This window comes from Enterobacter sp. PI-10, assembly GCF_027947695.1.
GTDB lineage: Bacteria > Pseudomonadota > Gammaproteobacteria > Enterobacterales > Enterobacteriaceae > Enterobacter > Enterobacter vonholyi.
Map to the genome: position 1 here is coordinate 443,360 of NZ_JAJNOG010000001.1, position 14,581 is coordinate 457,940.

The following is a 14,581-nucleotide window of genomic DNA, read 5'->3' on the forward strand; positions in this document are numbered from 1 at the left end:
TTAACTTTTTTGTAACTTAATTACGGCGTGAATGTAAATTTTCGCTAAACGGACGAAAATAAGTGGTCGGATGAGTAGTAAAATTACAAACAAAGCGATATTATTTTAGCCAGGTCACAGATTTTGAATTTTCCGGATGACGTTTCCGGCCAACTATAGGGGAGAAAAATATGGATCTTTATAAAGAGTTTCCGGCTCATATCGTGTTCATGCGCCGCGCTTTCGCCGTAGTGGCTGGCGTGCTGGCTCTGCCGGTGATGCTGTTCTGGAAAGATCGTGCGCGTTTTTATAGCTATCTGCACCGCGTCTGGGCGAAAACCAGCGAGAAGCCGGTGTGGATGGATCAGGCCGAGAAAGCGACCTGCGACTTTTACTAAGACTACACACAGCAATAAAAAAACCGCCAACAGCAATGTGGCGGTTTTTTTGTCCCTTCGGATTCGCGGTCCGTTGGGTGGTCTTGCAGCCCCTACCCGGGATTTTTATCATACCCTCCTGTAAGCAGATGGCAATCCCTGGAAGCCTTTATAAAATCCTAATTTTCTTCGAGTATCTTACCTTTGCAACGGATGTTCATTATGATGCGGCGTCCCTTTCCGCCATCTCGCAAATGGGCATCGGTCCTGGGAAAGGTATTTTTACAGCCGTAAAGCAGTCCGCCTACCCGGGCTTGTGTCCACCGACTTATCACCGGTGGTGAACGGTGGAGCGGTTAGCAGCAGAGACCGCATAATGAAACGCTATTTTTGCATCGCGTTCATTGTCGCAAGCGTACTCGTTGTCAAAAGTGATGAACCGATCGGGTTTGTTGCATTTACCACGATAGCGCAAGACAAGTAGCGTTAAGGCCGCCTCGGGCGGCCTTTTTTATTTCATCCGGTCTACACTTCATGGCAAAGTACAGTAAAAGCGCGCCGCTTTTTCCTTTGGTGGCGTGCCCTTACGGACATAATGGATATTTGCCTGGAGTTTTATGCCCACCCATCTGGTTTGGTTTCGCGCGGACCTGCGCGTACATGACAACTTCGCACTCGCGGCAGCCTGCCGTTCCGATGACGCCAGCGTGCTGGCGCTGTTTATCGCTACGCCTGAACAGTGGCAGCAGCATGATATGGCCCCGCGGCAGGCGGCTTACCTCAAATCGCATCTGAACGATCTGCAACACTCACTTGCTGAAAAAGGTATCCCGCTGATCTACAAAGAGGTCAGTGACTTTGCCGCGCAGCTTAAGATGTTGCGGGAGGTATGTCAGCAGAACGGCGTCACGCATCTTTTTTATAACTACCAGTACGAGCTGAACGAACGGCTGAGGGATCGCCAACTGGAGAACATTCTGGGCGAGGTTGTTTGTGAAGGATTTGATGACAGCGTAATGCTGGCACCGGGCAGCGTCATGACCGGCGGCCATGAAATGTATAAAGTGTTCACGCCGTTTAAAAATGCTTTTGTTAAACGTCTGAAAGAGGCGCTGCCGGAGTGCGTACCCGCACCCGCAGCCAGAGGGGAAGCCATAACCACGCTGCCTGAATTAACGTTTAACTATCCCCAACAGACATTCGATGAGCTTCTGTTCCCCGCAAACGAGAAGGCAGCAATTGCGAAGCTGCGCCAGTTTTGCAAACAGGGCGCGGGAGAGTACGAGGCGCGCAGGGATTTCCCGGCGATTGAAGGGACAAGCCGCTTATCGGCAAGCCTGGCGCTGGGCGTGCTCTCTCCTCGTCAGTGTCTACACCGTCTTCTGGCCGAGCAGCCGCAGGCGATGGACGGTGGGGCGGGTTCGGTGTGGCTGAACGAACTCATCTGGCGTGAATTTTATCGGCATCTGATGACGTATCATCCCGCTCTCTGTAAGCATCGTCCGTTCATTCCCTGGACCGACAACGTAAAATGGCAGCACGATGAGGCACTTTTACAGGCCTGGCAAAAAGGGGAGACGGGCTATCCGATTGTTGATGCTGCCATGCGCCAGCTGAATGAAACCGGGTGGATGCACAACCGCCTGCGAATGATTACCGCCAGCTTTCTGGTGAAGGATCTGCTTATCGACTGGCGTATCGGAGAGCGCTATTTTATCTCTCAGCTGATCGACGGCGATCTCGCTGCGAATAACGGCGGCTGGCAGTGGGCGGCCTCTACCGGCACCGATGCGGCTCCCTATTTCAGGATTTTTAATCCGACCACTCAGGGACAAAAATTTGATGCCAACGGCGACTTTATCCGCCGCTGGTTGCCCGCGCTTAGGAACGTTCCTGCGAAAGCGATCCACGACCCGTGGGCATGGGCGGATAAACAGGGCGTAAAGCTCGATTATCCCCGCCCGATTGTTGACCATAAACAGGCGCGTGTCGCCACGCTGGCAGCGTACGAAGCCGCCAGAAAAGTTTGAGAGCATAAAGATGAAAAACAGCGAACTGGAACGCCTGATTAACGAAAAACTCAATACCGCCTCCTTTAGCGACTACGGTCCTAATGGCCTGCAGGTAGAAGGGCGCGAAACGGTGCAGAAAATTATCACCGGCGTCACGGCAAGCCAGGCGCTGCTGGACGAGGCTGTCCGTCAGGAGGCCGATGCGGTGATTGTCCATCACGGTTACTTCTGGAAAAACGAATCACCGATTATTCGCGGCATGAAGCGCAACCGCCTGAAAACGTTGCTGGCAAATGACATCAACCTGTACGGTTACCACCTGCCGTTGGACGCACATCCGGAGCTTGGTAACAACGTTCAGCTTGCCCGACTGTTGGGGATTACCGTAATGGGCGAAATCGAGCCGCTGGTGCCGTGGGGCGAGCTGGCGATGCCGGTTCCGGGGCTGGAACTGGCTTCCTGGATTGAAGCGCGCCTGGGGCGTCGTCCGCTGTGGAGCGGCGATACCGGTCCGGATACGGTGAAGCGTGTTGCCTGGTGCACCGGAGGCGGGCAGGGCTTTATCGACAGCGCCGCGCGCTTCGGTGTCGATGCCTTTATCACCGGCGAGGTTTCCGAGCAGACCATTCATTCGGCGCGTGAACAGGGGCTGCATTTTTACGCGGCAGGCCATCATGCCACCGAGCGCGGCGGCATTCGCGCCCTCAGCGAGTGGCTGACGGAAAATACCGATCTGGATGTGACCTTTATTGATATTCCTAACCCGGCCTGATGAGAGGTGCCTGAGTGCAGCGAGCGCGTTGTTATCTTCTGGGAGAAACGGCAGTGGTTCTGGAACTCGAGCCGCCGGTGACCCTTGCCACGCAAAAGCGTATCTGGCGGCTAACCCAGCGTCTGGTCGATCTGCCGGAGGTGGTTGAAGCCATTCCGGGGATGAATAACATCACGGTGGTGCTGCGTAGTCCGCATACGCTGGCGCTGGATGCCATTGAACGTTTACAGCGCTGGTGGGAAGAGAGCGAGGCGCTGGAGCCGGAATCGCGTGCCATTGAGATCCCGGTCGTTTATGGCGGTACGGGGGGACCGGATCTTGGTGTGGTCGCAGACCACTGCGGGCTCACCGAAAAGCAGGTTGTTGAGTTGCACAGTTCGGTTGACTACGTCGTCTGGTTCCTGGGATTCCAGCCCGGATTCCCGTATCTGGGGGGATTATCTCCCCGGCTGCATACGCCGCGCCGCGCTGAGCCGCGCCTGAGCGTACCGGCGGGGACGGTGGCTATCGGTGGCGAGCAGACCGGCGTTTATCCGCTGACATCGCCCGGTGGATGGCAGCTTATCGGGCATACCGCCACCCCGTTATTTGAACCCGTGCTGGAGACGCCGATACTCCTGCGGCCCGGCGACACCCTTCGCTTTATCCCGCAGAAGGAGGGGGTATGTTAACGCTTATTCGCGCCGGGCTTTACACCTCCGTACAGGATGCCGGGCGCTTTGGCATGCGTCAGTCCGGCGTGAGCTATTGTGGTGCGCTGGACCGTCCAGCGCTGGAAATCGCTAATGTGCTGGTGGGCAACCCCGGCAGCACGGCGGCGCTCGAAATTACGCTCGGCCAGTGTGTCATTGAGTTTGGTCAGGAGACCTGGTTCGCGCTCACCGGCGCAGGCTGTGATGCCATGCTGGACGGCAAAGCGGTGTGGACCGGCTGGCGTCTGCGGGCGAAAGCCGGACAGCGTCTGACCTTAAAGCGTCCTCTGCACGGCGTGCGTAGCTATCTTGCGGTGGCTGGCGGCATTGATGTGCCTGACGTGCTGGGCTCATCCAGTACCGATCAGAAAGCCGGGATTGGCGGTCACGAAGGACGGTTGTTGCGCGATGGCGATCGCCTGGCGATTAAGCCCTCTTCGCGTCACTTCTCGACGGCTCAGGGGGTAAAACAACTCCTCTGGGGAAACCAGATCCGCGCCTTACCGGGGCCGGAATATCATGAGTTCGACGAGGCCTCAAAAGAGTCCTTCTGGCGCTCGCCGTGGAAGCTCAGTCCGCAGAGTAACCGTATGGGTTATCGTCTGCAGGGGCAGCCGCTGATCCGGACGACCGACAGAGAACTGCTCTCCCACGGTTTATTGCCAGGGGTTATTCAGGTTCCGGGCAACGGGCAACCGATCGTCTTAATGAACGACGCGCAGACGACGGGGGGCTACCCGCGAATTGCCTGCATCATTGAAGCCGATCGCTACCATCTGGCGCAAATTCCCCTCGGACAGCCGATTCACTTCGTTCAATGTTCGCTGGAGGAGGCGCTAAAGGCGCGGCAGGATCAGCAGCGCTATCTCGAACAGCTGGCGTGGAGGCTCGATGGTAAAGATTGATTTGAATGCCGATCTGGGCGAGGGCGGCAGCGCCGATGCGGCGCTGATGACGCTGGTCTCCTCGATCAATATCGCCTGCGGCTTCCACGCGGGCGATGCGCAAACCATGCTAGAGAGCGTGCGTAACGCCATCAAAAACGGCGTCGCGATAGGCGCACATCCGAGCTACCCTGACCGGGAAAACTTTGGCCGCACCGCGATGGACCTGCCGCCTGAGACGGTTTACGCTCAGGTGCTCTACCAGATTGGCGCGCTGGAGGCGATGGTGCGCGCTGAGAACGTTGTGCTGCGCCACGTGAAGCCGCACGGCATGCTCTATAACCAGGCGGCGAAAGATCCGGCGCTGGCGGAGGCGATTGCCCGCGCGGTACGCGATTGCAACCCGCAGCTGATTCTGGTTGGCCTGGCGGGCAGCGAGCTTATTCGTGCCGGAGAACGGCTGGGGCTGACCACGCGGCAGGAGGTGTTTGCCGATCGGGGATACATGCCTGATGGCAGCCTTGTACCGCGTACGCAGGCCGGTGCGCTGATTACCGATGAAGCGAAAGCGCTGGCCCAGACGCTGGAGATGGTGCGCTACGGGCGAGTGACCGCCGTGGATGGCACAACGGCGCACGTTCAGGCTGATACGGTATGTTTGCACGGCGATGGCGAGCATGCGCTCCAGTTCGCGCGCCGCCTGCGGGCCGCGTTCGCTGAAGAGGGCATTCTTGTCAGCGCAGATTAATCATGAAAGGACAGAAAAATGCCAGAAGGCCCGGAGATCCGCCGCGCGGCGGATAGCCTCGAGGCGGCGATAAAGGGCAAACCGCTGACGGAGGCCTGGTTTGCTTTTCCTCAACTGAAACCGTTTGAATCACAGCTGGTGGGGCAGTCGGTAACGCATATTGAAACGCGCGGCAAAGCATTGCTCACGCATTTTTCCCATAACCTGACGTTATACAGCCATAACCAGCTTTACGGCGTCTGGCGCGTGGTGGAGGCGGGTGAACAGCCGCAAACGAAACGCGTGCTGCGCGTCAGGCTGCAAACGGCGGATAAGGCGATCCTGCTCTATAGCGCCTCTGATATCGAAATGTTAACGCCTGAGCAGGTGCTCACGCACCCGTTCTTACAGCGGGTTGGGCCGGACGTGCTGGATATGCGCCTGACGGCGAGCGATGTGAAGGCCCGGCTGTTATCGCCTGCATTCCGCAACCGGCAGTTTTCCGGCCTGTTTCTTGACCAGGCCTTTCTGGCCGGGCTTGGCAACTACCTGCGGGTGGAAATCCTCTGGGAAGTCGGGCTGGCGCCGCAGCATAAAGCCTCTCAGCTGAGCGATGAACAGCTGGAGGCGCTGTCCCACGCGCTGCTGGACATCCCGCGGCTGTCGTACAACACGCGCGGCGTAGTGGATGAAAACAAGCATCACGGGGCGCTGTTCCGCTTTAAGGTGTTTCATCGGGCGGGGAAAAAGTGCGAGCGGTGCGGCGGGATTATCGACAGGATGATGCTCTCTTCAAGACCCTTCTACTGGTGCCCGCACTGCCAGAAATAAAAGTAAAACGGTAACCCTTGGGTTACCGTTTTTAATGTTTTCACCCTCTCCCTGTGGGAGAGGTCCGGGGTGAGGGCATCAGGCCGCACCCAACATCTTTTAGCGCTTCAGATCAGACTTAAAATCACGCTGCTCGTAGCCGGTATACAGCTGACGAGGACGCGCGATCTTCATGCCTTCGCTGTGCATTTCGTTCCAGTGCGCAATCCAGCCTACGGTACGCGCCATAGCGAAGATCACGGTGAACATGGAAGACGGAATGCCCATCGCTTTCAGAATAATGCCAGAGTAGAAATCAACGTTCGGGTAGAGTTTCTTCTCGATGAAGTACGGGTCGTTCAGCGCGATGTGTTCCAGCTCCATCGCCACTTCCAGCAGATCATCTTTGGTACCCAGCTCTTTCAGCACTTCGTGGCAAGTCTCACGCATCACGGTGGCGCGCGGGTCGTAGTTTTTGTAAACACGGTGACCGAAGCCCATCAGGCGGAAGGAGTCATTCTTGTCTTTCGCGCGACGCACGAACTCAGGAATGTGCTCAACGGTGCTGATCTCTTCCAGCATCTTCAGTGCCGCTTCGTTCGCGCCGCCGTGCGCCGGTCCCCACAGGGAGGCGATGCCCGCAGCGATACAGGCGAACGGGTTCGCGCCGGAAGAGCCTGCGGTACGGACGGTTGAGGTAGAGGCGTTCTGTTCGTGGTCAGCGTGCAGGATCAGAATACGGTCCATCGCGCGTTCCAGAACCGGGTTCACTTCGTACTCTTCGCACGGCGTGGAGAACATCATGCGCAGGAAGTTACCCGCGTAGGAGAGGTCGTTGCGCGGATACACAAACGGCTGGCCGATGGAGTATTTGTAGCACATCGCCGCCATGGTAGGCATTTTGGACAGCAGACGGTAAGCGGCGATTTCACGGTGACGCGGGTTATTCACGTCAAGGGAGTCGTGGTAGAACGCTGCAAGCGCACCGGTAATACCGCACATCACCGCCATTGGGTGAGAGTCACGACGGAACGCATGGAACAGACGGGTAATCTGCTCATGGATCATGGTGTGACGGGTCACGGTGGTTTTAAATTCATCGAACTGGGCCTGCGTCGGTTTTTCGCCGTTCAGCAGGATGTAGCACACTTCCAGGTAGTTGGATTCGGTGGCTAACTGATCGATAGGGAAGCCGCGATGGAGCAGGATACCTTCGTCACCGTCAATGAAGGTGATTTTGGATTCGCAAGATGCGGTAGAGGTAAATCCAGGGTCAAAGGTGAACATCCCTTTGGAACCCAGCGTACGGATATCAATAACATCCTGACCGAGCGTGCCTTTTAGCACATCCAGTTCAATAGCAGTGTCACCATTTAGGGTGAGCGTTGCCTTTGTATCAGCCATTTACGGTCTCCTTAGCGCCTTATGCTTAAGACTGCGCTTTACCGGATTTGCTTTCAGCTGTTAATCACCGTTACCAGATTGTTATTTGGCTTACCGCTCAGCTCACGAGGACAAACCAGGGTACAGAGCTATGGCGCCTTGCAGGTAAACGAATGAAATATCAGTGAAACAACAGCAAATCAGCGTTTTTGCAGTCCGAATTATTCAAACCTGTATATCACTAATAACTGTCCTGATAACTTCGGTCAATACCATCACACTGTTACATAACTATTTGTCAGGTGAAAGAGAGACCTCATAACTTTTGCGCATTATATGCCTTTTCTGATGACGTTTGTAACAATATTGTTTAACATTTGTCAAATCAGATGATTAAAAATTAAAAAGATGTTGTTATCGTGACCCTGATCACTGTTCCAGAGAAAACCCGACAAACTGTATGTAGGTTAATTGTAATGATTTTGTGAACGGCCTATACTGCCGCCAGGTCTCCGGAACACCCTGCAATCCCGAGCCACCCAGCGTTGTAACGTGTCGTTTAAGCATCTGGAAGCAGTGTTTTGCATGACGCGCAGTTATAGAAAAGGAACGCTGCTTGACCCGCATCGCAGTCCGGAGGAAGGAAACAATAAGAACAGCATGTGGGCGTTATTCATGATAAGAAATGTGAAAAAACAAAGACCTGTCAATCTGGATCTCAAAACGATCCGGTTCCCCGTAACAGCAATAGCGTCCATTCTGCACCGTGTTTCTGGTGTGATTACGTTTGTGGCGGTCGGTATTCTGCTGTGGTTACTGGGCACCAGCCTCTCTTCCCCTGAAGGATTCCTCCAGGCCTCTGCCATCATGAACAGCTTCTTCGTGAAATTCATCATGTGGGGCATTCTGACCGCGCTGGCGTACCACGTCGTCGTGGGTGTTCGCCATATGCTGATGGACTTTGGCTACCTGGAAGAGACTTTCGAAGCCGGGAAACGCTCCGCTAACATTTCATTTGTGATTACTGTCGTGCTTTCACTTCTCGCAGGAGTTCTCGTATGGTAAGCAACGCCTCCGCATTAGGACGCAACGGCGTACATGACTTCATTCTGGTCCGTGCTACCGCCATCGTTCTCACTCTTTACATCATCTATATGATCGGTTTCTTCGCGACCAGCGGCACGCTGACGTGGGAAATCTGGAGTGGGTTCTTCGGATCCGCCTTCACCAAAGTGTTCACCCTGCTGGCCCTGTTCTCTATCCTTATTCATGCATGGATTGGCATGTGGCAGGTGTTGACCGATTACGTTAAACCGCTGGCGATTCGCCTCCCACTGCAGCTGGCCATTGTGGTTGCACTGGTGGTTTACGTTATTTATGGATTCGTTGTGGTGTGGGGTGTGTAATGAAACTGCCAGTCAGAGAATTTGATGCTGTTGTAATTGGTGCCGGTGGCGCAGGTATGCGTGCCGCACTGCAAATTTCCCAGAGCGGCCAAACCTGTGCGCTGCTCTCTAAAGTTTTCCCGACCCGTTCCCATACTGTGTCCGCGCAGGGTGGTATTACCGTTGCGCTGGGTAACTCCCATGAAGATAACTGGGAATGGCACATGTATGACACGGTAAAAGGTTCCGATTACATCGGCGACCAGGATGCCATCGAATATATGTGTAAAACCGGCCCGGAAGCGATTCTTGAGCTGGACCACATGGGTCTGCCGTTCTCCCGTTTGGAAAATGGCACTATCTATCAGCGTCCGTTTGGCGGCCAGTCGAAAAACTTCGGCGGCGAGCAGGCGGCACGCACCGCGGCGGCGGCTGACCGTACCGGTCACGCGCTGCTGCACACCCTGTATCAGCAGAACCTGAAAAACCACACCACCATCTTCTCCGAATGGTATGCGCTGGATCTGGTGAAAAACGCCGATGGCGCAATTGTTGGCTGTACCGCGCTGTGCATCGAAACCGGTGAAGTGGTTTACTTCAAAGCGCGCGCTACCGTGCTGGCGACCGGCGGTGCAGGCCGTATCTATCAGTCCACCACCAACGCCCACATCAACACCGGTGACGGTGTCGGTATGGCTATCCGCGCGGGCGTGCCGGTGCAGGATATGGAGATGTGGCAGTTCCACCCAACCGGTATCGCCGGTGCAGGCGTTCTGGTAACAGAAGGCTGCCGCGGTGAAGGTGGCTACCTGCTGAACAAACACGGCGAACGCTTCATGGAGCGTTATGCCCCGAATGCGAAAGACCTGGCGGGTCGTGACGTGGTGGCGCGTTCCATCATGATCGAAATCCGTGAAGGCCGCGGCTGCGACGGCCCATGGGGTCCGCACGCGAAGCTGAAACTCGACCATCTGGGTAAAGAAGTTCTGGAGTCCCGTCTGCCGGGTATCCTGGAACTGTCCCGCACCTTCGCACACGTCGACCCGGTGAAAGAGCCGATTCCGGTTATCCCAACCTGCCACTACATGATGGGCGGTATTCCGACCAAAGTGACCGGTCAGGCGCTGACCGTGAACGAGCAGGGCGAAGACGTGGTCATTCCTGGCCTGTTCGCGGTGGGCGAAATTGCCTGCGTATCCGTACACGGCGCTAACCGTCTGGGCGGCAACTCCCTGCTGGATCTGGTGGTGTTTGGTCGTGCGGTGGGTCTGCATCTGCAGGAATCCATTGCCGAGCAGGGTGCGCTGCGTGACGCAACCGACGACGAAATTGATGCCTCTCTTGAGCGCCTCAACCGCTGGAACGGCAACCGTAACGGCGAAGATCCGGTGGAAATCCGTAAAGCGCTGCAGGAATGTATGCAGCACAACTTCTCGGTATTCCGTGAAGGCGACGCGATGGCCAAAGGTCTTGAGCAGCTGAAAGCGATCCGCGAGCGTCTGAAAAATGCCCGTCTGGACGACACCTCCAGCGAGTTCAACACCCAGCGCGTTGAGTGCCTGGAGCTGGATAACCTGATGGAAACCGCGTTCGCGACCGCGATGTCGGCAAACTTCCGTACCGAAAGCCGTGGCGCCCATAGCCGCTTCGACTTCCCTGAGCGTGATGACGAAAACTGGCTGTGTCATTCCCTGTATCTGCCAGAGTCGGAAACCATGACGCGTCGTAGCGTCAACATGGAACCGAAACTGCGTCCGGCGTTCCCGCCGAAGATTCGTACTTACTAATGCGGAGACAGGATAATGAAACTCGAATTCTCAGTTTATCGTTATAACCCGGATGTTGATGACGCTCCGCGCATGCAGGACTACACCCTGGAAGCGGAAGAAGGTCGCGACATGATGCTGCTGGATGCCTTAATCCAGCTGAAAGAAAAAGATCCAACGCTGTCGTTCCGCCGCTCCTGCCGTGAAGGGGTTTGTGGCTCTGACGGTGTGAACATGAACGGCAAAAATGGCCTGGCCTGCATCACGCCCATTTCAGCGTTGCAGCGTCCCGGTCAGAAAATTGTTATCCGTCCTCTGCCAGGCCTGCCGGTCGTGCGTGATTTGGTGGTAGACATGGGGCAATTCTATGCACAATATGAGAAGATTAAGCCTTACTTATTGAATAATGGGCAAAATCCACCGGCTCGCGAGCACTTACAGTCTCCTGAGCAGCGTGAAAAACTCGACGGTTTGTACGAGTGTATTCTCTGCGCATGCTGTTCTACGTCCTGCCCGTCGTTCTGGTGGAACCCGGACAAGTTTATCGGTCCGGCCGGTCTGCTGGCTGCCTATCGCTTCCTGATCGACAGCCGCGACACCGAAACCGACAGCCGTCTGGAAGGACTGAGTGACGCTTTCAGCGTATTCCGCTGCCATAGCATCATGAACTGCGTCAGTGTGTGTCCGAAGGGGCTGAACCCGACGCGCGCCATCGGCCATATTAAGTCGATGCTGCTGCAGCGCAGTGCGTAAGTAGTGAGAGGGGAGCGCTGTTCCCCTCACCTTAACCCTCTCCCACAGGGAGAGGGAATAGATTGCAGAAACCTTTAAAAACTGCCCTGAAGTCTAGACAGTTTCTAAAGGTTCCTTCGCGGGCCACAAAGAGCTCGCAGGTGAACCCCGGCACGTACACGTGGTGTGCGTGGTAGTTTCTACGGCGAAAGTAAGCATAAAAATGCTTAAGGGATCACGATGCAGAACGGCGCAATGAAAGCCTGGCTGGACTCTTCTTACCTCTCTGGTGCCAACCAGAGCTGGATAGAACAGCTCTATGAAGACTTCTTAACCGATCCTGACTCAGTGGACGCAAACTGGCGTTCCATGTTCCAGCAGTTGCCTGGTACAGGGGTCAAACCGGATCAATTCCATTCCAAAACACGTGATTATTTCCGTCGTCTGGCGAAGGATGCCTCACGTTACTCTTCTGCGATTTCCGACCCTGACACCAATGCGAAGCAGGTTAAAGTCCTGCAGCTTATCAACGCTTATCGCTTCCGTGGTCACCAGCATGCGAATCTCGATCCGCTGGGACTGTGGAAACAAGACCGTGTGGCCGATCTCGATCCGGCATATCACGATCTGACCGAGGCCGATTTCCAGGAAAGCTTTAACGTAGGTTCCTTTGCCATCGGCAAAGACACGATGAAGCTGGGCGATCTGATTGACGCGCTCAAGCAAACCTACTGCGGCTCCATCGGCGCGGAATACATGCACATTACCTCTACCGAAGAGAAGCGCTGGATCCAGCAGCGCATCGAATCCGTAGCGGGCCACGCGACCTTCTCGGCTGACGAGAAAAAACGCTTCCTCAGCGAACTGACCGCAGCGGAAGGCCTTGAGCGCTATCTGGGCGCGAAGTTCCCGGGCGCAAAACGCTTCTCGCTGGAAGGCGGTGACGCCCTGGTGCCGATGCTGAAAGAGCTGATTCGTCACGCAGGCAAGAGCGGCACCCGTGAAGTGGTGCTGGGCATGGCGCACCGTGGTCGTCTGAACGTGCTGGTCAACGTGCTGGGTAAAAAACCGCAGGACCTGTTCGACGAATTCGCGGGCAAACATAAAGAACACCTCGGCACCGGCGACGTGAAGTACCACATGGGCTTCTCGTCGGATATCGAAACCGAAGGCGGTCTGGTTCACCTGGCGCTGGCGTTTAACCCGTCACACCTGGAAATCGTCAGCCCGGTGGTTATCGGTTCCGTGCGCGCGCGTCTGGATCGTCTGGACGAGCCAAGCAGCAATAAAGTTCTGCCAATTACCATCCACGGTGATGCGGCGGTAACAGGGCAAGGCGTGGTGCAGGAAACCCTGAACATGTCCAAAGCGCGTGGTTATGAAGTGGGCGGTACCGTTCGCATCGTGATCAACAACCAGGTGGGCTTCACCACCTCTAACCCGCTGGATGCGCGTTCTACCCCGTACTGCACCGACATCGGTAAGATGGTGCAGGCGCCGATCTTCCACGTTAACGCGGATGACCCGGAAGCCGTGGCTTTCGTGACCCGTCTGGCGCTGGACTTCCGTAATACCTTCAAACGCGATGTGTTCATTGACCTCTTCTGCTACCGCCGTCACGGCCACAACGAAGCGGATGAGCCAAGTGCAACCCAGCCGCTGATGTATCAGAAAATCAAAAAACACCCGACTCCGCGCAAAATCTATGCTGACAAGCTGGAAGGCGACAAAGTGGCGACGCTGGAAGATGCGACCGAAATGGTCAACCTCTACCGCGACGCGCTGGATGCGGGCGAATGCGTAGTGAAAGAGCTGCGTCCGATGAACATGCACTCCTTTACCTGGTCGCCGTACCTCAACCACGAGTGGGATGAGAGCTACCCGAATAAGGTTGAGATGAAGCGCCTGCAGGAGCTGGCTAAACGCATCAGCACCGTGCCGGACGCTATCGAGATGCAGTCTCGCGTGGCGAAAATTTATGCTGACCGTCAGGCCATGGCGGCAGGCGAGAAGCTCTTCGACTGGGGCGGCGCGGAAACGCTGGCCTACGCAACGCTGGTTGACGAAGGCATTCCTGTTCGTCTGTCCGGCGAAGATGCGGGCCGTGGGACCTTCTTCCACCGTCACGCGGTTGTTCACAACCAGTCCAACGGTTCAACCTACACCCCGCTGCAGCACGTGCACAACGGTCAAGGCCAGTTCAAGGTCTGGGACTCCGTGCTGTCTGAAGAAGCGGTACTGGCCTTCGAATACGGTTATGCCACCGCTGAACCACGCACCCTGACCATCTGGGAAGCGCAGTTCGGTGACTTCGCCAACGGTGCGCAGGTGGTTATCGACCAGTTCATCTCCTCCGGCGAGCAGAAGTGGGGCCGTATGTGTGGTCTGGTAATGCTGCTGCCGCACGGTTATGAAGGTCAGGGGCCGGAGCACTCCTCCGCGCGTCTGGAACGTTATCTGCAGCTCTGCGCCGAGCAGAACATGCAGGTCTGCGTGCCGTCCACCCCGGCGCAGGTCTACCACATGCTGCGTCGTCAGGCGCTGCGCGGTATGCGCCGTCCGCTGGTGGTGATGTCGCCGAAATCCCTGCTGCGCCACCCGCTGGCGGTGTCGAGCCTGGATGAGCTGGCAAATGGCACCTTCCTGCCGGCCATCGGTGAAATTGACGAGCTGGATCCGCAGGCCGTGAAGCGTGTGGTGATGTGTTCTGGTAAGGTTTATTACGACCTGCTGGAACAGCGCCGTAAGAACGATCAGAAAGATGTCGCCATCGTGCGTATCGAACAGCTTTATCCGTTCCCGCACCAGGCGGTGCAGGAAGCGCTGAAACCGTACGCTCACGTTCATGATTTTGTCTGGTGCCAGGAAGAGCCGCTTAACCAGGGCGCATGGTACTGCAGCCAGCATCATTTCCGTGAAGTGATTCCATTTGGGTCAGCCCTGCGTTATGCAGGTCGCCCGGCCTCCGCCTCTCCGGCGGTAGGGTATATGTCCGTTCACCAGAAGCAGCAACAAGATCTGGTCAATGACGCGCTGAACGTCGATTAATTAAAGGATACATA

General features: G+C 56.1%; 13 protein-coding genes. 12 read left to right on the forward strand and 1 reads right to left on the reverse strand.

The genetic code is table 11. The features are described from left to right. The first annotated feature begins 170 nt into the window (after positions 1–170). The 7 genes from LRM19_RS02190 (at position 171) to nei (ending at position 6,274) form a co-directional block, all read left to right on the forward strand. Positions 171–377, forward strand: coding sequence for a YbfA family protein (locus LRM19_RS02190; RefSeq protein WP_008501079.1), 207 nt, complete (start codon positions 171–173; stop codon positions 375–377). Between the two features lie 596 nt (positions 378–973). Next, on the forward strand, positions 974–2,386 hold the full coding sequence (gene phrB / locus LRM19_RS02195) for a deoxyribodipyrimidine photo-lyase (RefSeq protein WP_271367161.1): 1,413 nt from the start codon (positions 974–976) through the stop codon (positions 2,384–2,386). 10 nt (positions 2,387–2,396) lie between these two features. Next, complete coding sequence (locus tag LRM19_RS02200; RefSeq protein ID WP_045909572.1) at positions 2,397–3,140, forward strand: type 2 GTP cyclohydrolase I; 744 nt, start codon at positions 2,397–2,399, stop codon at positions 3,138–3,140. 14 nt (positions 3,141–3,154) lie between these two features. Next, the gene (gene pxpB / locus LRM19_RS02205) at positions 3,155–3,811 is read left to right on the forward strand and encodes a 5-oxoprolinase subunit PxpB (protein ID WP_271367163.1); all 657 of its coding nucleotides are present in this window, start codon (positions 3,155–3,157) and stop codon (positions 3,809–3,811) included. Beyond that, a complete protein-coding gene (gene pxpC / locus LRM19_RS02210; protein WP_127730065.1) occupies positions 3,805–4,737 on the forward strand; it encodes a 5-oxoprolinase subunit PxpC in 933 nt (310 codons plus the stop codon). The genes pxpB and pxpC overlap by 7 nt, the downstream gene beginning before the upstream one ends. Continuing rightward, complete coding sequence (gene pxpA, locus LRM19_RS02215) at positions 4,724–5,464, forward strand: 5-oxoprolinase subunit PxpA (RefSeq protein WP_271367165.1); 741 nt, start codon at positions 4,724–4,726, stop codon at positions 5,462–5,464. Before pxpC ends, pxpA begins: the two co-directional genes overlap by 14 nt. 18 nt (positions 5,465–5,482) lie before the next feature. Continuing rightward, positions 5,483–6,274 (forward strand): endonuclease VIII, encoded by a 792-nt coding sequence (gene nei / locus LRM19_RS02220; protein WP_127730069.1) that lies wholly within the window; start codon positions 5,483–5,485, stop codon positions 6,272–6,274. Positions 6,275–6,373: 99 nt separating this feature from the next. On the opposite strand, the gene LRM19_RS02225 is transcribed toward nei, so the two are convergent. Next, on the reverse strand, positions 6,374–7,657 hold the full coding sequence (locus LRM19_RS02225) for a citrate synthase (RefSeq protein WP_045909567.1): 1,284 nt from the start codon (positions 7,655–7,657) through the stop codon (positions 6,374–6,376). Positions 7,658–8,296: 639 nt separating this feature from the next. Here LRM19_RS02225 and sdhC point away from each other — a divergent pair. From sdhC to sucA, 5 genes are all read left to right on the forward strand, one after another. Beyond that, the gene (gene sdhC / locus LRM19_RS02230; RefSeq protein ID WP_020684965.1) at positions 8,297–8,701 is read left to right on the forward strand and encodes a succinate dehydrogenase cytochrome b556 subunit; all 405 of its coding nucleotides are present in this window, start codon (positions 8,297–8,299) and stop codon (positions 8,699–8,701) included. Further along, a complete protein-coding gene (gene sdhD, locus LRM19_RS02235) occupies positions 8,695–9,042 on the forward strand; it encodes a succinate dehydrogenase membrane anchor subunit (protein ID WP_008501088.1) in 348 nt (115 codons plus the stop codon). Before sdhC ends, sdhD begins: the two co-directional genes overlap by 7 nt. Beyond that, positions 9,042–10,808: a succinate dehydrogenase flavoprotein subunit gene (gene sdhA / locus LRM19_RS02240; RefSeq protein WP_024908800.1), complete on the forward strand. Its 1,767-nt coding sequence runs from the start codon at positions 9,042–9,044 to the stop codon at positions 10,806–10,808. The genes sdhD and sdhA overlap by 1 nt, the downstream gene beginning before the upstream one ends. A 15-nt stretch (positions 10,809–10,823) precedes the next feature. Then, positions 10,824–11,540, forward strand: coding sequence for a succinate dehydrogenase iron-sulfur subunit SdhB (gene sdhB / locus LRM19_RS02245; RefSeq protein ID WP_008501090.1), 717 nt, complete (start codon positions 10,824–10,826; stop codon positions 11,538–11,540). A 219-nt stretch (positions 11,541–11,759) separates the two neighbouring features. Beyond that, a complete protein-coding gene (sucA, locus tag LRM19_RS02250; protein WP_133294003.1) occupies positions 11,760–14,567 on the forward strand; it encodes a 2-oxoglutarate dehydrogenase E1 component in 2,808 nt (935 codons plus the stop codon). Positions 14,568–14,581 lie beyond the last annotated feature (14 nt).